Origin of the sequence: Sphingopyxis sp. PET50 (assembly GCF_025244705.1) — a bacterium.
In the GTDB taxonomy this organism is placed as follows: domain Bacteria; phylum Pseudomonadota; class Alphaproteobacteria; order Sphingomonadales; family Sphingomonadaceae; genus Sphingopyxis.
The window spans coordinates 2,205,408-2,227,242 of record NZ_CP104207.1 but is presented as its reverse complement, the minus strand read 5'-3'; the positions used below and the strand labels follow the sequence as shown (position 1 = coordinate 2,227,242).

At 66.4% G+C, this 21,835-nt stretch carries 16 protein-coding genes and 3 pseudogenes; 6 read left to right on the top strand and 13 right to left on the bottom strand.

Features of this window, described 5'->3' with window-relative positions:
• Positions 1-94: 94 nt before the first annotated feature.
• Both N0A20_RS11780 and N0A20_RS11775 read right to left on the bottom strand, forming a co-directional pair.
• A complete protein-coding gene (locus tag N0A20_RS11780; protein WP_260580575.1) occupies positions 95-694 on the bottom strand; it encodes a DUF4403 family protein in 600 nt (199 codons plus the stop codon).
• Positions 658-1,572: a DUF4403 family protein gene (locus tag N0A20_RS11775; protein ID WP_260580574.1), complete on the bottom strand. Its 915-nt coding sequence runs from the start codon at positions 1,570-1,572 to the stop codon at positions 658-660. Before N0A20_RS11775 ends, N0A20_RS11780 begins: the two co-directional genes overlap by 37 nt.
• 564 nt (positions 1,573-2,136) lie before the next feature.
• Here N0A20_RS11775 and N0A20_RS11770 point away from each other — a divergent pair.
• Entirely contained in the window at positions 2,137-2,499 is a 363-nt protein-coding gene (locus N0A20_RS11770; protein WP_260580573.1) for a hypothetical protein, read from the top strand.
• A gap of 12 nt (positions 2,500-2,511) precedes the next feature.
• On the opposite strand, the gene N0A20_RS11765 is transcribed toward N0A20_RS11770, so the two are convergent.
• Both N0A20_RS11765 and rimO read right to left on the bottom strand, forming a co-directional pair.
• Entirely contained in the window at positions 2,512-3,189 is a 678-nt protein-coding gene (locus tag N0A20_RS11765; protein WP_260580572.1) for a SecDF P1 head subdomain-containing protein, read from the bottom strand.
• A gap of 4 nt (positions 3,190-3,193) precedes the next feature.
• Positions 3,194-4,567, bottom strand: coding sequence for a 30S ribosomal protein S12 methylthiotransferase RimO (gene rimO, locus N0A20_RS11760; protein ID WP_260580571.1), 1,374 nt, complete (start codon positions 4,565-4,567; stop codon positions 3,194-3,196).
• 105 nt (positions 4,568-4,672) lie between these two features.
• Here rimO and N0A20_RS11755 point away from each other — a divergent pair.
• The 3 genes and pseudogenes from N0A20_RS11755 to N0A20_RS11745 all read left to right on the top strand — a co-directional run bounded on the left by N0A20_RS11755 (position 4,673) and on the right by N0A20_RS11745 (position 9,563).
• Positions 4,673-5,003 (top strand): annotated as a pseudogene (locus tag N0A20_RS11755) (DUF423 domain-containing protein).
• A 200-nt stretch (positions 5,004-5,203) separates the two neighbouring features.
• Positions 5,204-6,853: a hypothetical protein gene (locus N0A20_RS11750; protein WP_260580570.1), complete on the top strand. Its 1,650-nt coding sequence runs from the start codon at positions 5,204-5,206 to the stop codon at positions 6,851-6,853.
• Between the two features lie 313 nt (positions 6,854-7,166).
• Positions 7,167-9,563: an ABC transporter ATP-binding protein gene (locus N0A20_RS11745; RefSeq protein WP_260580569.1), complete on the top strand. Its 2,397-nt coding sequence runs from the start codon at positions 7,167-7,169 to the stop codon at positions 9,561-9,563.
• A 139-nt stretch (positions 9,564-9,702) separates the two neighbouring features.
• Here the strand turns inward: N0A20_RS11745 and N0A20_RS11740 are convergent.
• The 6 genes and pseudogenes from N0A20_RS11740 to N0A20_RS11715 form a co-directional block, all read right to left on the bottom strand.
• A pseudogene (locus N0A20_RS11740) lies at positions 9,703-10,750 on the bottom strand (glycosyltransferase family 4 protein).
• Positions 10,750-11,631: a UDP-2,3-diacylglucosamine diphosphatase gene (locus N0A20_RS11735; protein WP_260580568.1), complete on the bottom strand. Its 882-nt coding sequence runs from the start codon at positions 11,629-11,631 to the stop codon at positions 10,750-10,752. Before N0A20_RS11735 ends, N0A20_RS11740 begins: the two are co-directional and overlap by 1 nt.
• Positions 11,632-11,781: 150 nt before the next feature.
• A pseudogene (locus N0A20_RS11730) lies at positions 11,782-13,216 on the bottom strand (aldehyde dehydrogenase family protein).
• Positions 13,217-13,352: 136 nt separating this feature from the next.
• On the bottom strand, positions 13,353-14,999 hold the full coding sequence (locus N0A20_RS11725; protein ID WP_260580567.1) for an acetolactate synthase large subunit: 1,647 nt from the start codon (positions 14,997-14,999) through the stop codon (positions 13,353-13,355).
• Between the two features lie 179 nt (positions 15,000-15,178).
• Entirely contained in the window at positions 15,179-16,942 is a 1,764-nt protein-coding gene (cobT, locus tag N0A20_RS11720; RefSeq protein WP_409574679.1) for a cobaltochelatase subunit CobT, read from the bottom strand.
• Between the two features lie 55 nt (positions 16,943-16,997).
• A complete protein-coding gene (locus N0A20_RS11715; protein WP_260580566.1) occupies positions 16,998-18,185 on the bottom strand; it encodes an alpha/beta hydrolase in 1,188 nt (395 codons plus the stop codon).
• Between the two features lie 150 nt (positions 18,186-18,335).
• Here N0A20_RS11715 and N0A20_RS11710 point away from each other — a divergent pair, with 150 nt between their 5' ends.
• A complete protein-coding gene (locus tag N0A20_RS11710) occupies positions 18,336-18,929 on the top strand; it encodes a hypothetical protein (protein ID WP_260580565.1) in 594 nt (197 codons plus the stop codon).
• Positions 18,862-19,386 carry a DUF5694 domain-containing protein gene (locus N0A20_RS11705; RefSeq protein WP_260580564.1) on the top strand — a complete coding sequence of 175 codons (525 nt, stop codon included), beginning with the start codon at positions 18,862-18,864 and terminating at the stop codon, positions 19,384-19,386. The genes N0A20_RS11710 and N0A20_RS11705 overlap by 68 nt, the downstream gene beginning before the upstream one ends.
• Before the next feature lie 30 nt (positions 19,387-19,416).
• Here the strand turns inward: N0A20_RS11705 and N0A20_RS11700 are convergent, their stop codons facing one another.
• From N0A20_RS11700 to N0A20_RS11690, 3 genes are all read right to left on the bottom strand, one after another.
• Entirely contained in the window at positions 19,417-20,157 is a 741-nt protein-coding gene (locus tag N0A20_RS11700) for an energy transducer TonB (RefSeq protein WP_260580563.1), read from the bottom strand.
• Positions 20,154-21,146, bottom strand: a complete 993-nt coding sequence (gene cobS / locus N0A20_RS11695) for a cobaltochelatase subunit CobS (protein ID WP_260580562.1) — start codon at positions 21,144-21,146, stop codon at positions 20,154-20,156. The genes N0A20_RS11700 and cobS overlap by 4 nt, the downstream gene beginning before the upstream one ends.
• 249 nt (positions 21,147-21,395) lie before the next feature.
• Complete coding sequence (locus N0A20_RS11690) at positions 21,396-21,833, bottom strand: ester cyclase (protein ID WP_260580561.1); 438 nt, start codon at positions 21,831-21,833, stop codon at positions 21,396-21,398.
• Positions 21,834-21,835: the final 2 nt, after the last annotated feature.

The window sequence follows — 21,835 nt, the reverse complement described above, 5'->3', positions numbered from 1 at the left end:
TCCGGTGCTCACGTACTGGAAGTACGCTCCGCTCCGGGTCACGGAAAACTACCATTTTCGCTCCGCCATCTCCTGAATGTCGATGCGCCCTAGCTCATGTCCCCGGGCGATAATCGACCCTCGCCCCGCCGGTCATCTGCACCGGCAGATAGAGGCCGTTGCCATAGGCCCTGATCTCGCCGATCGCGAAGCCCGCGATGTCGGTGCGGATGACGAAGGCGCCCTCGCGCCGCTGGCCGACCGCGCGGCGGATCTTGCCCTGAAGTTCGTCGAGGTCGCGGGTGAAATTCTGGGTCAGGGCGTCGGCGATCAGCGGCGCGAAGCCCGGACTCTGCCCAAGCAGGATCAACAGGTCGCCCGCGGCATTGTCGGTATCGCCGGTGATGACGATGTCGGAGAAGCGCACCTCGGCCGAGCCGGCCCGGTTGCGCGGGATCGCGGTCATCCACAGCCGGCCGCGCGTCGGTTTGCCCGTGCGGCTTTGCAGCCGCGCTTCGACATCGACCCCCAGCGCGATGCGTCCGCCGGGCGCGCCGTAAATGGTCGACGGACCGAATGTGACGTCCATCGGGCCGAGTTCGGGCAGCACGAAGGGCCGCTTCGCGCGCTTGGCGAGCGCGCGGTCGACGACCGGCTGGAGCTGCGCATAGTCGGCGATCACGGGGACGCGCACGTCGAGATGCGGCCTGGGCATCTCGCGCACCAGTTTCGGCAGGGGGTGGGTGCGGGGTCCGCCGGGCGGTCCGACACGAAGGTTTCGGTGATCCCCTCGATGCCGAGGTTCAGGTTGATCCGCTGGCCGTCGAGACGATAGCCGCCGTACAGGATGCGCTGCGGCGTGACGCGCATCCACACCGGCGGGTTCTCACGGTTGAGTTCGAGCGTCGTGAAGCTCTGCCGCCAGACGCCCGCCGCCTGTTTGCGGATGTCGAGCTTGGCGATCTCGCGGTTGACGCTGGTTTCGACATCGCGGACGACGGGTTTCAGCTTGGCGTCGGCCTCGTCGGTGAAGGTGATGCGCTTGCCCAGAAAGTCGATCCCCGGCGCCCTGGTCCAGCCATAGGTGATCCGCGCCTTGCCGCGCGTCTGCCAGTCGGGGGTGAGCTCGACGCGGATGCGGGCGTGCGCCAGCGCGGCGCCGGTCGCGGTCTCGCCCTTCAGCACCCCGCCGACGTCGCGCGCGCTGATCGCCGCGTTGATCGGCACATCGACGACGATCTCGTCGCCTTCGCCGCGCAGCCGCAGCGGCCCGCGCGTCACCTGCCCCACGATGGTGCAGGGAATGGCGGGGGTGACCTTGACCTTCTTGCCGAAGACCTTGACCCGCTGCGGCGCGACGCAGGCCTTTTCGCGGCGGTCGATCGTCCACAGCGTCTTCGGCACCGCGCGTTCGAGTTCCCGCTTCAGCGCAGTGATATCGGCGTTGATGGGCACGGCGATCAGCGAGGTCTGCGAAGGGGACGGCGCCTTGTCGGTCGCGCGCGGCGGGGCTTCGACCTTGGTCTGGCGGTCGCAGGCGGCAAGGGTGGCGGTGAGCAGCAAGGCCGCTGTGGCCGTTCGGACTATGCGCATATGGTGGCCCTGATGCGGTTCATGCTGTCTAAACGGCGGCGGGGCCGAGCCGTTCCCTGCGGAAAGCGGCGGAAATCCGCCCAACTTCACGCGGGAATCGCATTTTGCGCCGGTGTCGCGCCGCCATGTCTCCGCCGTGCGGGACTCGATCCCGAGTGGCGAGGAGAGGAATCGGGCCGCATTTCCGAAAGCCCGGAAAACTGCGCAACTTTACTCTGGAATCGCATTGAGCGCGCAAGACATTCGGGGCGGGAGGCGGCCTTAAAGCGACAAAGGATACCGTCGTGCGCGGCGAAACTGTCTCCTTTGTCGCCCTAGCGAGGATGTGGCTCGACATATGTAGCGAAGCCATCATCCATGCCTCGGGCGACTGAAACGAGTCATTGGACCTCCAACCTGCCAAGGCTAATGCGCCGATCTTTTTTAGGAAAGCGGTTCTTGCGGAGGGGGGATTGAGTGTCGGATCGCTACGGTCTTCCATGGCTTGGAGCTGCCGTTTCTTTCAGCTAATTCGAAGCAGGGTGGTTGCGGGGGAGGGACGGGTTGCGGTCGAGCGAATATCGCGTGATCGATGCCGACGCTGACCTTCGCGCGCTCGTCCTGTCCGATCAGGCAGTCGCGGTGCAGCGCGAACAACGCGAAGACGCTTTTCATTATGTGGGTGGCGCTCGGTCTTTCGACAGTCCGACGCGATGGTTCACCCCGTCCGAACCGCGGATGATCCTGGGCGACAATCGCCAAGCTGAGGTGCGCTTTACCGTGGCGGCCAACGGGAAAATCAACCTTTGCCATGCCGCGGATGACGATACGGATCGCCTAATGGCGACCAGGATTTGTGCGCTGCTTCGGCAGCGTGCAAGAATGGTTCCGCCCGTGTTTGACGAAGAGAAGAGCGGTCATTTCGAGATACGGCGGGCGCGCCGTTAGGTTCTTGAACAGCTAGGCAAGCAGGGATGCGATCCGTTCCAGTTCCGGTTTGTCGGGGCCGACGATCTGGAATTGTCCGCCGAGCAGGGGCTCGTTGATCGACGGGGCCACGACAATTTTCCCGTCGACACGCAAAGCCAACGGATAGCCGACGCTGGCTTCAGTCAGTTCGGCGAGCTCGGTAACGGCAGGGCCGTCGAGCGTTATCAACAAAGCTTCCTGTCCGGCGATGTTATGCTGTGCGAACTCCGTTTTTACAGGACTCCCACCGCAGAGCGCGACCGAACCCATCCAGACGCCTTTGTCAAATGCGGCCAGATGGTCATTGAGGCTGTTTTCCAGCCTATCCAGCGACGCGCGACTTTCCTCGACCATCGCGGTAATGTCGTTGGCCGCGCAGTCGACGTCTTCATCGCTATCGTTGGTCTTATTGATGGCCGCCTGCATCGAGATGTCATTGCCGCCCCAAGTCACGGTAGCTTGATACAAGAGGCGGTCGAGCCGCCGATCGAGCGCGTCCAGCTCTTCCGATTCATACGCCGCTTGAGGACCCAGGCACATACCGACACGGTGAATCGAGCTATCCGCTTCTTTGAAGGCGACCACGAGCGGAGCCGCTAACAGGGATTCGCGCTCTATGGCGGGCGAGGCTGTCGCCAAAGCCAGCATGGAAAGCAGTGTGAGCTTCACGTCTTCAACTTCCCTTGACCACCCCGAACAGGTCATGCTCGTCGGCGTCCTCGATCTCGACATCGACGATATCGCCGGCCTTCAGCGTCGCCGCGACGTCGCGGAGGTAGACGTGGCCGTCGATCTCGGGCGCGTCGGCCTGCGAGCGGCCGGTGGCGCCGATGCTGCCGTCTTCGTCGGCTTCGCCGACCTCGTCGATGATCACCGGCAGGGTGCGGCCGATTTTGGCCTCCAGCTTGGCGGCGCTGATCGCGGCGGTTTTCGCCATGATCCGCTGATAGCGTTCCTCCTTGACCTCTTCGGGGACCGGATCGTCGAGCGCGTTGGCCTGCGCGCCGGCGACGGGTTCGAAGCGGAAGGCGCCAACGCGGTCGAGCTGGGCTTCGTCGAGCCAGTCGAGCAGATATTGGAAATCCGCCTCGGTCTCGCCGGGGAAACCGACGACGAAGCTCGAACGGATCGAGATATCGGGGGCGATTTCGCGCCAGGCTTTCAGCCGTTCGAGCACCTTCGCCTCGTTCGCGGGGCGCTTCATGCGCTTGAGGACGCTGGGGCTCGCGTGCTGGAAGGGAATGTCGAGATAGGGGGTGAGCAGCCCTTCGGCCATCAGCGGGATGACCGCGTCGACGTGCGGATAGGGGTAGACATAGTGGAGGCGCACCCAGGGCGCGCGGCCTTCGCCGGTGCGGAGCTGGCCGAGTTCGCGCGCGAGATCGGTCATGTGCGCGCGGACCTCGCGGCCATGCCATTGCCGCGGGTCATGCTTGATGTCGACGCCATAGGCCGAGGTGTCCTGGCTGATGACGAGCAGTTCCTTCGTGCCCGCGGCGACGAGTTTCTCGGCTTCGCGCAGCACCGCGTCGATGCGGCGGCTGACGAGCTTGCCGCGCAGGTCGGGGATGATGCAGAAGGAGCAGCTGTGGTTGCAGCCTTCGCTGATCTTCAGATAGCTGTAGTGGCGCGGCGTGAGCTTCAGTCCGCCTTCGGGCACCAGATCGACGAAGGGGCCCTGCGTCGGCGGCGCGGCGTCGTGGACGGCGTCGACGACCTGCTCATATTGATGCGCGCCGGTGACCGCGAGCACGTTGGGGAAGCGCGCGCGGATGACCTCGGCCTCATTGCCCATGCAGCCGGTGACGATGACGCGGCCGTTCTCGGCCATCGCCTCGCCGATCGCCTCGAGGCTTTCCTCCTTGGCGCTGTCGAGAAAGCCGCAGGTGTTGACGAGCACGACGTCGGCGCCGGCATAGTCGGGCGACAGGCCGTAGCCGTCGGCGCGCAGCTTGGTCAGGATGCGTTCGCTGTCGACGAGCGCCTTCGGGCAGCCGAGCGACACCATGCCGACCTTCGGCTGGGTGGGGAGGGTCTTGATTGTCATGATCGGCGGCGCCCATAGTCGATTCCGTCGCTCTTGTCACGCGCGGTGCTTGGCGCCATGCGGGGCGGCGGCAATGACGATGCGCGATGCAGGGCGAGGTGCAGGATGGCGATAGGCGTGTTGGCCGCAATTTCGGCGGCGATGGCTGTGGCGGCGGGCGCGTTCGGCGCGCATGGCGCGGCGGGGCCGCAACAGGCCGAATGGCTGCGCACCGGCGGGCTGTATCAGTTGATCCATGCGGTGGCGGCGCTGGCCATCATGGGCTTCGCGCGCGGGCTCGGCGATCATGCTGCTGGCGGGCGGGGCGATCTTTGCGGTGACGCTCTATGCGATGGCGCTCGGCGCGCCGAAATGGCTGGGGGCGGTGACGCCGATCGGCGGGACGTTGCTGATCGTCGGCTGGCTATGGGCGGCGTGGCTGTACTGGCGGGGGTGATTCCCGCGCGCGGCCGCTTGGGCGGGAGCCACGTAGCCGATCCGCAAATCCGGTTCAACGCGAACGGGAGGGGCGGCCAGGAAATCCCGCCAAAGCCGACGTCCCTCGACCCCGATTTTTCGCCCGCATAGTATGTTCGTATCATGCGGTGTCCGCGCGGTGCGGCCAGACCATCCCTGTTCAGGCAACAGGGGGCGGTCATGGCATCACCATATCTTCGCGCGGCATTGCTCGGCTGTACGGTCTTCGCCGGGATCGGATCGGCGCAGGCGCAGGGCCGCTATGGCGATCTGACGTCGCCGCGATCCGCGAGCCTGCTCGACGATTTCGACCGGCGGCTGGGAGACATGCACAACGACCGGCTGCGCGCCTATCGCGAAACGCGGCAGCAACTCGTCGACGGGTGGTGCGAGCGCCGCCTGAGCAATCTCGACAGCCTCTACGAACTGGTCGAGCGCGAGGCCAAGCGGCTTTCGAAGGACGATCTTGCCGCCTATCGCCAGGCGCTGGCGCAGGAGCGCGCCTATCCCTGCCCGCCCGGCGGGCCGCCGACGCCGCCCCCGCCTCCGCTGCCGCCGTCTCCGCCACCCGCGCCGCCGGTCGCGCCAGCCGTGATGCCGGGCGCCGCCGTCAGCCAGACGTCGCCCGAGGACATGGCGCGGAACCGGGAGAACCAGACGATGACTTATGATCCGGGGCCGTTCCTGCCCGGGCCGGTCGGGGGTACGCCGGCGCCTGCTCCGGCGGCGCCATCCGCACCGGCATCCGCGAAGCCCGCGCAGGGCCTGACCGAGGCCGATGTGAAGGAAGTCGCGCGGCAGCAGTCGCTTTTCGACGTCGTGGAACGCGAGCGGCGCGAGGAGGCGGAAAGGAAGAAGGCCAGCGTCGAGGTCGCGGCGGGCGCCGGGCAGGCCGGGATTCCGGGCACCAACTATGGCTTCGTCCGCGACGGACCGGTACCGGCGCCCGAGACGGCGGCACTGACCGGCCAGCAGCACCTGCCGATGATCGTCATCGACGGCGCCGCCATCTTCCAGGGCATCGGGCGGTTCAGCCTGCGCTATGCCGAGGGCGACGCGGAAAACAGCGTCGACCGGCCCGCCGGGCCGGCGGGAACGGCGCGCGGCTTTCCCTACACGGCCGAATCGCCGAGCGGCAGCACCGGCATCGCTGGGAACGTGCCCTTGCGGGTCGCCTCCGAAGTCGCCGCTCAGGAATTTCGGGCGGGCTTTCGTCATAGCGTCCTGCCGCCGGCGAGGCCGTTCGACCGGGCCGGGAGCGCGTTCGATCTTTATGTCGGGGTCGAAGGGGTGGTACGCGACCGCGACCATCGCGGCGAGGTTTCGATCACCACGCCGGTCATCGCCAGCCAGCTGATCGAGCAGGATGTCGACGAGCGCGAGCTGCATCTGCTGCTCGGCGGGCAAGCCGTGCTTCCGATCGGTCCCGCCGCGCGCTTCGTAATCGGCGCCGAGGCGACCGGCTATCTCTATGATTTCGACTTCGACTCGCTGGAGACGGTCGACCAGAATTTCGGCGCCGCCGCCGACCGCCATTTCACCCGGCGGATCGAGGACGGCAAGAGCGGCGCCGGTTATGGCGGGACGATCCGCGGCGAGCTGACCCTCGACCTCGGTGCGCGGCCGGTCGATGCCGGCCATCGCCGGGCCGAGCTGTTCGTTGCGGCGCAGGGCAGCTATTTCAGCGACCGGGCGCAGCTCCGCAACCCGACGAGCGGCGATTTCGTGCTGGTCGGCGGCACCAGCGGCCTCGGCACCGACGACGTTTATGACTGGTCGGTGTCGCTCGGCTTTCGCCTGGTCTTCGGGGGCGCGCGCTTTCGATTCTAGCGGGCGGACCGGCTTCAGAACCTGCCACAGAAAAAGGGGCGTCCCGGGCGGGGCGCCCCTTTTTCGTTCGAGCATGGGACTGCTGTCGGGCGGCTCCTATCCGCTGTTGGTGGAACTTTTGTTGCACTGCCATATTGTTGCGACAAACGCCGCCTAGCTGAACGGCCGATGCAAGCGGGCGTCATGGCGGGTTCAGCCTGCCTCGCTAAAGAAATGCAAAGACAAAAGAAAAAAGGCTTCCCTCTCCCATGCAGACCTTGTCTTCCTCTCTGTCGGTCAAGGCCGCCCTCCTCGCGGCGGGCGCGTCGCTCGCTTGTCCCGCGATGGCCGAAAGCGCTGCCAGCCCGGTCGCGGTCACGGCGATCGCTGCCGCCGATCAGCTGCGGCCGATACCGCGATCACCGACGCCGACCCCGACTATGAGGAAATCCGCGAAGACGACATCGTGGTGACCGCACCGCGCCTCGCGGGCCAGCTCGACACCGATTTCGCCGCCGAGGCCGAACTCGATGAGGCCGCAATCGCGAGCTACGGCGTGTCCAATGTCGAGGAACTGCTCACCGCACTCCAGCCGCAGACGCGGTCGGGCCGCGGACGCGGCAGCGGGCGGCCCGTCATCCTCGTCAATGGACGCCGCATCGGCGGTTTTGGGGAAGTGCGCAACCTGCCCCCCGAAGCCATTGCGAAAGTGGAGATTTTTCCCGAGGAAGTCGCGCTGCAATATGGTTATTCGGCCGACGAGCGCGTCGTCAACCTGGTACTCAAGCCCAATTTCCGCCAGCTCGCAGTCGAAGCCGAGGGCGGCATTCCGACGCAGGGCGGCCGTTTCCAGAGCGAGATCGAACCCAGCTTTCTGATGATCGGTGCCAATGGCCGCTTCAACGTCAACGCGGGGTGGGAGCATCAGACGATGCTGCGCGAAAGCGAGCGCAATCTCGTCTACGACGACCCGCGACAGGCCGCCGAAGCCCCGGCGCGCAGCCTGCTCGGCGCGAGCGATCAGTACAAGATCGACGCGACGATCCAGCGCAGCCTGAACAAGGTCACCGACGCGTCGATCAATCTGCGCTTCGACCAGACCGACAGCCTGTCGCTGCTCGGCCCCGGACTGGGCGGCGCGTCCGATCCGCTCGAACGCAATGGGCGCAGCCGCAACCTTGCCGCGACCGCGAGCGTCAACGGCATGATCGGCGACTGGCGCTGGTCGACCTCGGCCAATTATTCCGATGCCGACCAACGCACCTTCACCGACCGCGTCGTCGTCGGCACGCCGCGAACCGATCGTTTCGACAGCAGCCAGCAGAGTTTCGGCGGCAACGCCAACCTGTCGGGAACGGTGACCGAAGGCTGGGCCGGCCCGATCCGCCTGTCGGCGACGGCGAGCTATTCGGGGCTGCGCTTCGACAGCCGGTCGGACAATGCGAACGGCGTGACGACGACCGACCTCGCGCGCGACCTGCCCGGCGTGTTCGGGTCGCTGACCATCCCGCTGCTCGACCCCGAATATGAGGTCGGCAAGCTCGGCCGCGTGTCGCTGACGCTGAGCGGGCAGTATCAGGACCCGAGCGATTTTGCGGCGCTCAAGAGCTGGGGCGCCAACCTCAACTGGGGGGTGACCGACAACCTGTCGCTGATCGCGAGCTTCAACAACGACGAGGCGGCCCCCGGCATCCAGCAACTGGGCGCTGCGCCGCTGGTGACACCCGCGGTCACCTATTATGATTTCGCGACCGGACAGACGGTGCAAATCACGACGACGACGGGCGGCAATCCTCTGCTGCTCGCCGAGCAGCGCCGCGATCTCAAGCTGGGCCTGAACTGGTCGCCGCCGATGATCGAGGGGCTCAACCTGTCGGTCAATTACAACCGCAACAAAAGCTATGACACGGCGAGCGGCTTTCCGCTGCTGACGCCGGAGATCGAGGCGGCCTTTCCCGACCGCGTGACGCGCGACACCAATGGCGTGCTGACCGCGCTCGACCTGCGTCCGGTCAATTTCGACCGCAGCGAGAATTCGCAGATCCGCTGGGGTTTCAACTTCGGCAAGAGCTTCGGCCAGCCCCAGCAGGGCGCTCCCGGTGCGGGCGGCGGTCGCGGCGGCGCCCGGCCCGAGGGGGCCGGCGGCGAAGGCGGTCCGGGTGCCGGGCGGGCGCGCGGGCCCGGCGGCGGTCCGCGCGCGGGCGGCGGCGGTCGCGGCCCCGGAGGTCCGGGCGGCATGTTGGGCGGGCCGCAGGGCGGCCGCTGGCAGGTATCGCTCTATCACACGATCAAGCTGACCGACACGGTGCTGATCCGCCCCGGCGTGCCCGAGCTCGACCTGCTCGACGGTTCGGCGACGGCCGGGGGTGGCGGCAGCAATCGTCACCTCGTCGAACTCGACGGCGGCGTCTTCAACAAGGGCATCGGCGTGCGGCTGAGCGCGAAATATGACAGCGGCAGCACGGTCACCGGCGGCACCGCGGGCGACCTGAAGTTCGGCGATCTCGCGACCTTCAACCTGCGCGTCTTCATGGATTTCAACCAGAAGCCGAAGCTGATCGAGAAATTGCCCTTCCTGAAGGGATCGCGCCTGCGCCTGTCGATCGACAATATCTTTGACGCGCAGCGCAAGATCACCGACGGCAATGGCATCGTGCCGCTCAATTACCAGCCTGGCTATATCGACCCCCTGGGCCGCTATATCGAGCTGGAGTGGCGCAAGGCCTTTTAGGCTTATCGACATTCAGCCCTGGCGGCCTGCAAATGGCGGCTTTCCGCGCTTCCGGTGCTCACGCACATCGAGTGCGCTGCGCTCCGGGTCACGGAAAACCACCATTTTCGGCTCGCCATCTTCTGAATGTCGATACAGCCTACGCGGGGATCGTCGTGCCCAGCGCCGCGCCCTTGGCGGCGGCGGGCACGAAGGTCAGCGCCTTGGCGAATTGCGCGGTGCAGGCCGACCATTGATAGCGCGCGCCGAGCGCCGCGGCATCGCTGCGCTTGCACCCCAGCGCCGCGGCGATCGCGTGGTCGAGATTCTCGTCGAGCGCCCCGGCACCGTCGCGAACGATGTCGCCGGGGCCCGGCACGGGATAGCCGGCGACCGGGGTGCCGCAGCACAGCGCCTCGATGATGACCAGGCCGAAGGTGTCGGTCCTGCTGGGAAAGACGAAGACGTCGGCGCCGGCATAGGCCGAAGCCAGCGCCTCGCCGGTCTGCTTGCCCAGAAAGACCGCGTCCGGATAGCGCGCCTGCAATTCGGCGAGCGCGGGGCCGTCGCCGACCACGACCCTGGTGCCGGGCTGCGCGGTATCGAGGAAGGCCTCGATATTCTTCTCGACCGCGACGCGGCCGACATAGAGCTGGATCGGACGGGCGAGACCTTCATAGGCCGGGTGCGGCGCGCGGCCGGGGCGGAACAGGCCGTGGTCGACCCCGCGTTCCCACAGCATCGTCTGCGTCAGCCCCTGTTCGGCGAGTTCGCGCGCGAGGCTGCGCGTCGCGACCATGATGTGCCGCGCGGGGCGGTGGAACCAGCGGATGAAACGCCACACGAGGCCGGGCGAGACGGGCAGGCGCGCCGCGACATATTCGGGAAAGCGCGTGTGGTAGGCGGTGGTGAAGGGGAAGCGGTTGGCGATGCACCAGCGCCGTGCCGCCAGACCGAGCGGCCCTTCGGTCGAGATATGGATCGCCTGCGGCGCGAAGGCGCGGATGCGCCGCCCGACGGCGCAGCCGGCCCGCGAAGGCGAGCCGGATTTCCGGGTAGGAGGGGCAGGGGATCGAGCGGAAGAGGTCGGGCGAGATGACCTCGACCGCATGTCCGGCCTTGCGCAGCTCGCCGATCGTCGCCTGCAGCGTGCGCACGACACCGTTGACCTGCGGCTCCCATGCGTCGGTAACGATCAGGATCCGCATCAGGCGGCGCGGGCCGGGGCGGGCAGTTCGAGCTGCGCCGGAACGCTGCGCTTCGCGACTTCCCTGGCCCAGTGGAGGATTTCCATCGTGCCGTCATGATGCTCGACCAGCGCGGTGCAGCCCTCGACCCAATCGCCGTCGTTATAATAGTCGACGCCGTCGATCTCGCGCATTTCGGCGCTGTGGATATGGCCGCACACCACCCCGTCGACCCCGCGCGTGCGCGCGGCGTGGGCGACGACTTCCTCGTAGCGGCCGATGAACTGGACCGCGTTCTTGACCTTGTGCTTGGCGACCATCGACAGCGACCAATAGGGCAGGCCGAGCTTGTGGCGCACCCAGTTGACCACGACGTTGCACTTCATCAGCGCGGTGTAGGCGGCGTCGCCGACGAAGGCGAGCCAGCGGTGCGCGAGCATCACCGCGTCGAAATCGTCGCCATGGACGACGAGCAATTTCTTGCCGGTGGCGGTTTCGTGGATCGCCTCGCGGCGGATCTCGACGCCGCCGAAGTCGAAGCCGTCGAAGGGCTTGATCATCTCGTCATGGTTGCCGGGGACATAGACGACGCGGGTGCCGCGCTTGGCGCGCTTGAGCACGCGCCACACGACGTCGTTATGCTCGGGCGGCCAGAAGTGGCGCTTCTTCAATCGCCAGCCGTCGATGATGTCGCCGACGAGATAGAGTGTCTCGCAATCGACATGGTCGAAGAAGTCGATCAGCAGCGGCGCGTTGCAGCCGCGCGTGCCGAGGTGGATGTCGCTGACCCACACGGCGCGGTAATTGCGGCGCTCGCCGATGACCCTTTCGGGAATATGCGGCTCGCCGCCGAAGCCATCCTGGAAGCGGGCGGGGATGGGGAGGGTGGAAATCGTCGCCATGTCGCACTCCGAAAGCAGCCTTAGCTGCCACCGGCCTAGACAGGAGTTTTGTTACAGCGCGCGAATCAAAGTCGCGACAGTTCGGAGAAAGTTTCGAGGCAGTTCGGTGACGTTGCCAATTTGACACATATCGGTTCAGCCACGATCCAATCAGGTTCGCCGGATCACCAGATTGCGAATTTCGCTCATATCTTCAATGGCAAAGCGCACACCCTCGCGGCCCAGCCCGCTGTCCTTGACCCCGCCATAGGGCATGTTGTCGACCCGGTAGGAGGAGACGTCGTTGACGACGATGCCGCCGACGTCGAGATGGTCCCACGCCTCGAGCACCTTGTGCAGGTCGCGGGTGAACAGGCTCGGCCTGAAGGCCGAACTTGCTGTCGTTGACCTCGGCGAGCGCGTCCTCCCAGTTCGAGAATTTGCTGAGCACGACGACGGGGCCGAAGGCTTCCTCGGTCACGACATCGCTGCCCGCCGGGACATTTTCGAGCAAGGCCGCTTCGAGCATATTGCCCTCGCAGCCGCCGCCGGCGAGCAGGGTGGCGCCCGCGGCGACCGCGGCGTCGATCCAGCCTTTCAGGCGCGTCGCCTCCTTCACCGAGATCATCGGGCCGATGAAGGTGTCGTGGAGCTTGGGATCGCCCGATTTGAGCGTCTTGACCTTCGCGGCGAGCATATCGCGGAAAGTGTCGTAGATATCCTCATGGATGATCACGCGCTGGACGTGGATGCAGCTCTGCCCCGACTGGTAATAGCCGCCGAAGATGATGCGGGCGAGCGCATGGTCGAGGTCGGCGTCCTTGTCGACCACGACCGCGGCATTGCCGCCGAGTTCGAGCACGACCTTCTTCTTGCCCGCCTTGGCCTTCAAATCCCAGCCGACGCCGGGCGAGCCGGTGAAGCTCAGCAGTTTGAGCCGCTCGTCGGTGGTGAACAGGTCGCTGCCGGCGCGGCTCGCGGGCAGGATGCTGAAGGCGCCCTCGGGCAATATGTCGCATTCGGCGAGCACCTCGCCCATGATGATCGCGCCGAGCGGGGTCATCGAGGCGGGCTTCATCACGAAGGGACAACCGATTGCGATCGCCGGCGCGATCTTGTGCGCCGCGAGGTTGAGCGGGAAGTTGAAGGGCGAGATGAAGCTGCACGGGCCGATCGGCACGCGCTTCCACATGCCCATATAGCCCTTGGCGCGCGCGGAGATGTCGAGCGGCTGGATCTCGCCGTAATTGCGCACCGCTTCCTCGGCGGCGATGCGGAAGGTGTCGATCAGCCGCCCGACCTCGCCCTCGGCATCGGCGATCGGCTTGCCCGCCTCGACGCACAGCGCATAGGCGAGTTCGTCATAGCGTTCCTTGAAGCGCGCGACGCAATGGTTGAGCACGTCCTGCTTCTCATAGCTCGCCAGCCGCGCCATCGGTTCGGCGGCGCGCACGGCCCCGGCGATCGCCTCGTCGATGACGTCGGGCGTCGCGAGTGCGGTGCGGAAGGCGACCTCGCCGGTATATTTGTCGATCACCTCGAGGTCGCTGTTCGGCTGCGCCGCCTTGTTGTTGAGGTAGAGCGGGTAGACGTCCTTGAGTTTCATGCAGCTTCTCCCCCCTCCCGCAGGCGGGAGGGGTTGGGGGTGGGCCAGCAGCGGTGCGGATGCCCACCCCGCTGCGACTAACGAGCAAGCTCGTAAGTCTCGCTGCCCCTCCCGCTTGCGGGAGGGGAATGAAGAATTACAACTCCTTCGACAGCTTCTTGATGTCGATGTTCAAAATCTGGTCATTCTCCGAATAATCGACCGGGCAGTCGATCAGATGCACCCCCGGCGTGTCGCGCGTATGCGCGAGCAGTTCCTTCAGATGCGCCGCGCTTTCGACGCGATGCCCCTTGGCGCCATAGCTTTCGGCATATTTGACGAAATCGGGGTTGCCATAGGTCAGTCCCCAGTCCTTGAACCCCATGTTCGCCTGTTTCCAGCGGATCATGCCGTAGCTCGAGTCATTGAGGATCAGCACGGTGAGGTTGAGGCCGAGGCGGACCGCGGTCTCCATTTCCTGGCTGTTCATCATGAAGCCGCCGTCGCCGCAGATCGCCATCACCTTGCGGTCGGGATAGAGCATCGCCGACATCATCGCCGACGGCAGCCCCGCGCCCATCGTCGCGAGCGCATTGTCGAGCAGCACGGTGTTCGGGCGGCACGCGGTGTAACCGCGCGCGAACCAGATCTTGTAGACGCCGTTGTCGAGGCAGATGATGCCGTCGTCGGGCATCGCGTCGCGGATCGACTGGACGAGGTGCGGCGGGAAGATCGGGAAGCGCGCGTCCTCGGCGAGCGGCCTGGTATGGTCGACCTCGGCCTGGCGGAACTTCAGCATATGGTCGAATTTCCAGCCGCCGTTGGGGACGATGTCCTCCTTCATCTGCCAGATCGCGTTGGCGATGTCGCCGATCACCTCGATATGCGGGAAATAGACCGGATCGACCTCGGCGGTCTTGGTCGACACGTGAATGACGGTCGGCCCGCCGCGCTGCATGAAGAAGGGGGGCTTTTCGATGACATCGTGGCCGAGGTTGACGATGCAGTCCGACGCCTCGACCGCGCGGTGGACGAAATCGCCCGCGCTGAGCGCGGCGCAGCCGAGGAACTTCGGGTGCCGCTCGTCGATCACGCCCTTGCCGAGCTGGGTGGTCAGGAAGGGGATGCCGGTCTTTTCGATGAACTGCAGCAGCATGCGGCTGGTCATCGTGCGGTTGGCGCCCGCGCCGATGACGAGGACGGGGGACCGCGCTTCCTCCAGCGCCTTCACCGCCTCGCGGATCGACTTCACATCGGCGGTCGGGCGGCGCGAATGGCTGCGCGCCAGTGGCGTGCTGTCGGTATGCTCGTCGGCGATATCCTCGGGCAGCTCGATATGCACCGCGCCGGGCTTTTCCTCCTCGGCAAGGCGGAAGGCTTCGCGCACGCGGCTCGGAATATTGTCGGACGAGGCCATCTGGTGGGTATATTTGGTGATCGGCCCCATCATCGCGACGACGTCGAGGATCTGGAAGCGGCCCTGCTTCGATTTCTTGATCGGTTTCTGACCGGTGATCATCATCATCGGCATGCCGCCAAGCTGCGCATAGGCGGCGGCGGTGACGAAGTTCGTCGCGCCGGGGCCGAGTGTCGCGAGGCAGACGCCGGTCTTGCCGGTGTGGCGGCCATAGGTCGCGGCCATGAAGCCCGCGCCCTGTTCGTGCCGCGTCAGGATCAGCTTGATCTTGGCCGAGCGCGACAGGCTGTCGAGGAAGTCGAGATTCTCCTCGCCCGGAACGCCGAAGATATATTCGACGCCTTCTTCCTCGAGGCATTCGATGAACAGGTCGGATGCTTTTTTCATATGACAGTCGCCCCCCTCGGCCATGCACCCCATGGTGCGGCTCGTTCGTCGTGCCGGCGACCCATCAGCACATATGTCTGCGCAGCGGCTCTCGTCGTAAGGCCGCGAGTCCCTGCTGCGTTGGGAAGCGGTTGTAACGAGGGGAAAAGGGGTTGTCACCCACCCCGTCGCGTCGCGGATCAGTCGATATCGAACAGCCCCGCCAGCTGCTCGACCATCGTCCCGCCGAGCTGTTCGGCGTCCATGATCGTCACCGCGCGGCTGTAATAGCGCGTGACGTCGTGGCCGATGCCGATCGCGCAGAGCTCGACCGGCGAGCGGGTCTCGATCCAGTCGATCACCTGGCGCAGATGCTGGTCGAGATAGGCGCCGTGGTTGACCGACAGCGTGCTGTCGTCGACCGGCGCGCCGTCGGAGATCACCATCAGGATGCGGCGTTCCTCGGGGCGGTTGACGATGCGGCTGTGCGCCCAGATCAGCGCCTCGCCGTCGATATTCTCCTTGAGCAGCCCCTCGCGCATCATCAGGCCGAGCGACTTGCGCGCGCGGCGATAGGGTTCGTCTGCGGGCTTGTAGATGATGTGGCGCAGGTCGTTGAGGCGGCCGGGGTGCGTCGGGCGGCCGGCTGCGAGCCAGTCCTCGCGGCTTTGCCCGCCCTTCCAGGTGCGCGTCGTGAAGCCGAGGATTTCGGTCTTCACCCCGCAGCGTTCGAGCGTGCGCGCGAGGATGTCGGCGCTGATCGCCGCGATGCTGATCGGGCGGCCGCGCATCGACCCGCTGTTGTCGATCAGCAGCGTGACGACGGTGTCGCGGAAGTCGGTGTCGCGCTCGATCTTGTAGCTCAGCGACTGGCCCGGCGAGACGATGACGCGGGCGAGGCGCGCGGCGTCGAGCTGGCCTTCCTCCTGGTCGAAATCCCAGGCGCGGTTCTGCTGCGCCATCAACCGGCGCTGGAGCCGGTTCGCGAGCTTGGTCACCGCGCCCTGCAGATGCTGCATCTGCTGGTCGAGGTAGGAGCGCAGCCGGGTCAGTTCGTCGGCGTCGCACAGCTCGGTCGCCGCGATCACCTCGTCATGCTTTTCGGTGAAGCGGACATAGTTGAAGTCGGGAACGTCGGTCGGCAGGCGGTTGGGGCGCACCGGCAGCATGCCCTCGTCGCCTTCGCCGCCCATCTCGGGCTCGCCGTCGGCTTCCATCTCCTGCGCGTCGGGATCGCTGTCGCCGTCGTCGGCCTGGTCGCCCGCGGTCTCGGCGCGCGCATCGACCTGGCTTTCGCCGGTGCCGCCATCCTCGCTTTCCTGCTCCTCGGGCGACTCCTCGGCCTCGCTCTGATCCTCCTCGCCGCTGTCCTCGGCGCCCTCGTCCATCGGTTCGTCGCCATGGATGAGGTCGAGGTGACGGAGCGCGAGCTTGGCGGTTTCGGCAAAGGCGGCCTGGTCGTCGATCTGCATCGCGAGCGCGGTGAGGTCGCCGCCGGCGGCCCGCGCGATCCAGTCGCTGATCAGCCCCAGGCCATGTTCGGCGCCCGGCGGCGGCGCCTCGCCGGTCAGCGCCTCGCGCAGCATCAGTTCGAGCGCCGAGGAGACGGGGACATCGTCGCGGCTCTGCGCGCGCGCGATCGGGTCCGACCGCATCCGCATCGCCAGGCTCGCCGACAGGTTGGCGCGCATGCCCTCCATGTGGCGCGCGCCGAGCGCCTCGACCCGCGCGCGTTCCATCGCGTCGAAGGCAGCGGCGGCGAGCGGCTCGGCGGGGCGCGCGGCGGCGTGGAGCTTCTCGCTGTGATGCTTCATCTGCAGCGCATAGCCGTCGGCGAAGCCGCGCGCCTCGGCGACCTGTTCGGCGGGCAGCGTGCGCGACGGCGTCGGCACCTTGATCGTCTTGCCGATCTGCGCGGGGGCGTCGGCGGTGAAGCCGACCTCGACCTCGGCATCGCGCGTCACCGCGCGCGCGACGCTCGACAGCGCCGCCTTGAAATCGTCGAGGGGGAGGAGGAGGTCATGGCGCTGGCGTCGGTCGGGGCGGGATTCGGTTGCAGATGCTTTCGTCCAGATCCTTGGGGGCAGCGGGATCGGGAAGCAAGCGAAAGACATGCGCGAACGGCGTCGCGACGCGTGCGGACCCTGTCCGCCTGTCCGCGATGACATCGACGAAATCGCGGCACGCGACCGCGCTGCGCAGGAAATTGCTGTGCCCGGTCGAACCGCGCGAGACGTCGGTGGTATCGACGACGGTCAGCCCGGGGACCGCCGCCGGATAGCAGCGCGCGGGCGGCCGGTCGAAGGTCTGCGCCTTCGGATCGAAGGGATCGAAACAATAGGGCGAGCCGAGCCGCGGATAGCCGTGCAGCGCGCGCGATGCGGCGAGCGCCCGGTCGTTCAGCGAGACATAGAGGGTGATGCGCCGCCCCAGCGCGACCCGGTCGGGCGCGAGCACATCGTCGACGATGTCGCGCTCGAAGGTTTCGCGGTCGATATCGGGCGAAGCGAGGATGATGTTCGAGATATTGCCGGTGCGTTCGGCGCGGCGCGACAGGCGATCGGCGCCGGCGATCGCGGGAAGGACGAGCCGCGCGCCGAGCGAGTGCGAGACGATCACGATCTCCTTCACCCACGGCTTGTCGGCCAGGGCGCGGAGAAAATCGCGGAAATTGCGCATGTCGTGATACATGTTGGTCTCGTCGACCGCATATTTCAGCACCTCGCCCTGCGAGGGCCAGCTATATTCGATCATCGGCCCGTCGAAGCCGGTCATGCGCGCGATCTGCGCCGCGTCCTTCGATGTCGTCTCGAAGGTTTCGCGATAGCCGTGGACATAAAGCAGCACGCGCCCCTGCCGCCGGTCGGTTTCGGCCTGGAGCGCGCGCCACCAGTCGCCTTCGTCCTGAAACGCCATCGCCGTGCGGAGCTTTTTCTTGCCCTCGACTTCGGTTTCGCGCGGCGCGGCGAAGCGGCCATAGCGCGTCCTGTCGCCGCGATGGCCAAGCAGGCGGATGTCGTCGGTGCGGCAGTCGGGGAGGCGCGTCGTGACGAAGAAGAGCGGCAACCCTGCCTCGTCGACGGGCGCGCCGGGCTGCGCGGTGCAGCGGGATGGCGCGACATAGTCGGCGTGCGGAATCGGCCCATATTTGACCGGCGATATGCAGGCCGCAAGGGGAAGAACCGCAAATGCCGCAAGCCAGCGCATGGCGCGACGCTGGCAGAGCGGGCCCGGCTTGGGAAGCCGAAAATGGCATGCCGAAGAGTGTTGATCGAATAACACACTTCGCCTATCGACCATCGACCATCGACCATCGACCATAGGAGAGGAAGAGATATATGCCTAGCCATCGCCGCCTTGCTGCTCGCCGCCGCCAGCCCGGCGCAGCCCTATGTGCCGCCATTCGATCCCGGCAAGCTCAAGGATCATGTGGCGGGCGAGCCGGGCGAGGCGTTGGTGCTGGGCACGCCGCATCTCTCGGGCCTGCCCGACAGCTTCGATCCGGCCAACCTCGAACCGCTGCTCGCGCGGCTGGCGGCGTGGAAGCCGCAAATCGTCACCATCGAAGGCGTCTCGGGCCCCGATTGCGAGCGGCTGCTGCGCTACAAGCCGCTCTATCCCGACGCTTTCGACGATTATTGCTGGGACCCGGCGCCCGCGCAAAAGGCGCTCGGGCTCGACATGCCCGCCGCGACGGTCGAGGCCGAGCGGCTGCTCGCCGCATGGCCCGCGGAGCCCGCGCCCGCCGGGCGCCGCCATCTCGCCGCCGTCTTCCTCGCGGGCGGCGAGCCGGCTGTCGGCGCTGGTCCAGTGGCTGCGATTACCGGAGGGCGAGCGGCGCGCGGGCGACGGCCTCGACGAGGCGCTCGCGGCGCGGCTCGACATGCTGTCGAAGCGGCGCAACGAGAATTTCCTGATCGCTTCGGTCCTCGCGGCGCGGCTGGGTCTTGAACGCGTCTATTCGGCCGACGATCACAGCGCCGACGCGACGACCGCCTCGATCGGCGACGATCCGGGATATGCGGCGGCGATGAAGCGGATCTGGGACAATCCGTTCGTCAAGCAGCGCATTGCCGAAGATGCGAGACTGGAGGCGAAGCTCGACGGCGACGGCGTGATGGCGATCTATCGGAGCTATAACAGCCCGGCCGCGATGCGCATGGCGTTCGACAGCGATTTCGGCGCCGCGCTCGCCGACGCGACGCCGCAAAATTACGGGCGCCGCTACACCGGCTGGTGGGAAACGCGCAATCTGCGCATGGTCGCCAATATCCGCGCCGCGATGGCCGAGCGGCCGGGCGCGCGGACGCTCGTCATCGTCGGCGCCTCGCACAAGGGCTATTTCGAGACCTATCTGGGCATGATGCACGACATCCGGCTGGTCGATGCCGAAGCCGTGCTGGAATGAGGGGACGAGAAACGTCCAGCAGGACGGTGCCTAGAATGACCCGGCCATATCTTGAAAGCTCTGCGGATCCTTGATCTTGTCGAGCAGCAGTGCGCCCGGCGTTTTTCGGCAGCCCTCGACGACGCCCAGCCATTCCCCGGTATATTTTTCGCGCTGTTTTTCGACGGCCTTGCGGTCGCGCCGGTCGACCCCTTCGACATTGGCCAGCATGTCGCGTGAGACATAATAGTTTTCCAGCGCGAAATATGGCGGACCGGCGTTGCCATGCGCCTCGCGGAACCAGTCATATTCCCGGATCAGGTCGCCGCAGCGATAATCGCGGATTCCGCCGCGGCTTTCATCCTCCCAGCGGGTGTATTTGGAATAGACGCTGGTCATCCCGGCGACCGGGTTGCCGTCCTTGTCGGTCGCGGGGACGAAGGAAGCCGACCGGATGGCACCCAGCGCCGCCTGGTCGATCGCCGTCGAACCGCTGCTGCCGATCAACTGGACCTTGTCGGCCGCGCCGTCCGCCGTGACCACCACCCTGTAGGTCACGCTGCCGTTATGCCCCGCATCCTTGGCCCATTGCGGAATGTCGATCACCTTGGTTCGCCGGAAGATTTCGGCGCGCCGGGGGTGCAGCGGCATCTGCACGCGCGGAACCGAACGCATTCCAACCGCCGGTTTTGCCGCCTCACCATCCGGCGGCGGCGCCTCCCCGCTGTTCTGCGCCGCCGCAGCCGCGCAGGCGAAGGCGAGCAGCCCGGTCAGGACGAGCCGGACGCTCATGCCTTGCCGACAATCCCCTCGGGCAGATCCTCGCCAAACACGCGCTGATAATATTCGGCGACGATCATGCGCTCGGCCTCGTCGCACTTGTTGAGGAAGGACAGACGGAAGGCGAAGCCGATATTGTGGAAGATCGCGGCGTTCTGCGCCCAACTGATCACCGTGCGCGGCGACATGACGGTCGAGATGTCGCCGTTGATGAAGCCCTGGCGCGTCAGGTCGGCGACCTTGACCATGTTGGCGATCGTCGTGTCGTCAGTGCCCGGCACCTTCGCGAGGATGATCGCGCTTTCGGTCGCGGCGGGCAGGTAGTTCAGCGTGACGACGATGTTCCAGCGGTCCATCTGGCCCTGGTTGATCTGCTGCGTGCCATGGTACAGCCCGCTCGTGTCGCCGAGCCCGACGGTGTTCGCGGTCGAGAAGAGGCGGAACCAGGGGTTCGGGCGGATGACGCGGTTCTGGTCGAGCAGCGTCAGCTTGCCCTCGGTTTCCAGCACGCGCTGGATCACGAACATCACATCGGGACGCCCCGCGTCATATTCGTCGAAGACCAGCGCGGTCGGCGTCTGCAGCGCCCAGGGGAGCAGCCCTTCGCGGAATTCGGTGACCTGCTGCCCGTCCTTGAGCACGATCGCGTCGCGGCCGACGAGGTCGATGCGGCTGATATGCGCGTCGAGGTTGACGCGGATGCACGGCCATTTCAGCCGCGCCGCGACCTGTTCGATATGCGTCGACTTGCCGGTGCCGTGATAGCCCTGCACCATCACGCGGCGGTTGTATTTGAACCCGGCGAGGATCGCGAGCGTCGTGTCGCCGTCGAAGACATAGGCGGGATCGAGGTCGGGGACGCGCGCGTCGGCCTCGCTGAACGCCGGGACCATCATGTCGACATCGACCCCGAACATCTCGCGCGCGCTCACCTCGGTATCGGGCGCCGCGAGCAGCGTCGAGCCGTGGTGGTCGGGGAGGCTGTTGGGGATATCGGTCATGTCACGGCCTTCAAATTTCTGGTTCCCTTCTCCCTTGACGGGAGAAGGATACGGAGCCTTGCCGCGAAGCGGCTAGGCGCAGTTGGATGAGGGTGAGCGGCGCTTGCGCCGCGCGAGCCAAAAGCCCGCAACCCCTCACCCAGCTTCGACCAGGCAGCAAGCTGCCAAGTCTTCGCAACCCTCTCCCGCAAGGGGAGAGGGAGTTGCGTTAGCGCGGTATCGCCATGGGTTTCGCCATGCAACGCCTTTTCAGAGGATGTCGAGCGCCTTCATCACCGCCGACTGGTCGTAATAGGGGCGTTCGCAGACGATCCTGTCGCTGCCGGGCGCGAATTCGAAGCTCGCCGCCATGCGGATGCGGAAGGCCTTGCCGGTCGGCTCGATCGTGCGCAGGCCCAGCTTCAGCGGGCCGAGGTGGGTGCCGGTCAGCCAGAATTCGACCAGCACCGTGTCGGTCCCGGCGTCGGCGGCGATGGCGATCACCTCGTTCGCCTGGTCGGGGAAGGGGATGCGCGACTGGATGAAATAGCTGCGCACCGCGGCCTCGCCGTCGAAGATGGTGCCGGGGCCGAGCAATTCGTAGCGCGGATGCTCGAAGGTCGCGATCACCGCGTCCCAGTCGTGGGTGATCTCCAGCGCCATATGGCTGCGGACCACCTCGATGCGCCGTGCGTCCAATTCGTTCATCG

Excerpts from the sequence above, each read along its gene's own strand:
- N0A20_RS11725 (WP_260580567.1), bottom strand. The coding sequence starts at position 14,999 with ATGAAAAAAGCATCCGACCTGTTCATCGAATGCCTCGAGGAAGAAGGC.
- N0A20_RS11750 (WP_260580570.1), top strand. The coding sequence starts at position 5,204 with ATGGCATCACCATATCTTCGCGCGGCATTGCTCGGCTGTACGGTCTTC.
- N0A20_RS11775 (WP_260580574.1), bottom strand. The coding sequence starts at position 1,572 with ATGCGCATAGTCCGAACGGCCACAGCGGCCTTGCTGCTCACCGCCACC.
- N0A20_RS11715 (WP_260580566.1), bottom strand. The coding sequence starts at position 18,185 with ATGCGCTGGCTTGCGGCATTTGCGGTTCTTCCCCTTGCGGCCTGCATA.
- rimO (WP_260580571.1), bottom strand. The coding sequence starts at position 4,567 with ATGACAATCAAGACCCTCCCCACCCAGCCGAAGGTCGGCATGGTGTCG.
- cobS (WP_260580562.1), bottom strand. The coding sequence starts at position 21,146 with ATGACCGATATCCCCAACAGCCTCCCCGACCACCACGGCTCGACGCTG.
- N0A20_RS11700 (WP_260580563.1), bottom strand. The coding sequence starts at position 20,157 with ATGAGCGTCCGGCTCGTCCTGACCGGGCTGCTCGCCTTCGCCTGCGCG.
- N0A20_RS11780 (WP_260580575.1), bottom strand. The coding sequence starts at position 694 with ATGCCCAGGCCGCATCTCGACGTGCGCGTCCCCGTGATCGCCGACTAT.
- N0A20_RS11735 (WP_260580568.1), bottom strand. The coding sequence starts at position 11,631 with ATGGCGACGATTTCCACCCTCCCCATCCCCGCCCGCTTCCAGGATGGC.
- N0A20_RS11690 (WP_260580561.1), bottom strand. The coding sequence starts at position 21,833 with ATGAACGAATTGGACGCACGGCGCATCGAGGTGGTCCGCAGCCATATG.
- N0A20_RS11705 (WP_260580564.1), top strand. The coding sequence starts at position 18,862 with ATGCTGTCGAAGCGGCGCAACGAGAATTTCCTGATCGCTTCGGTCCTC.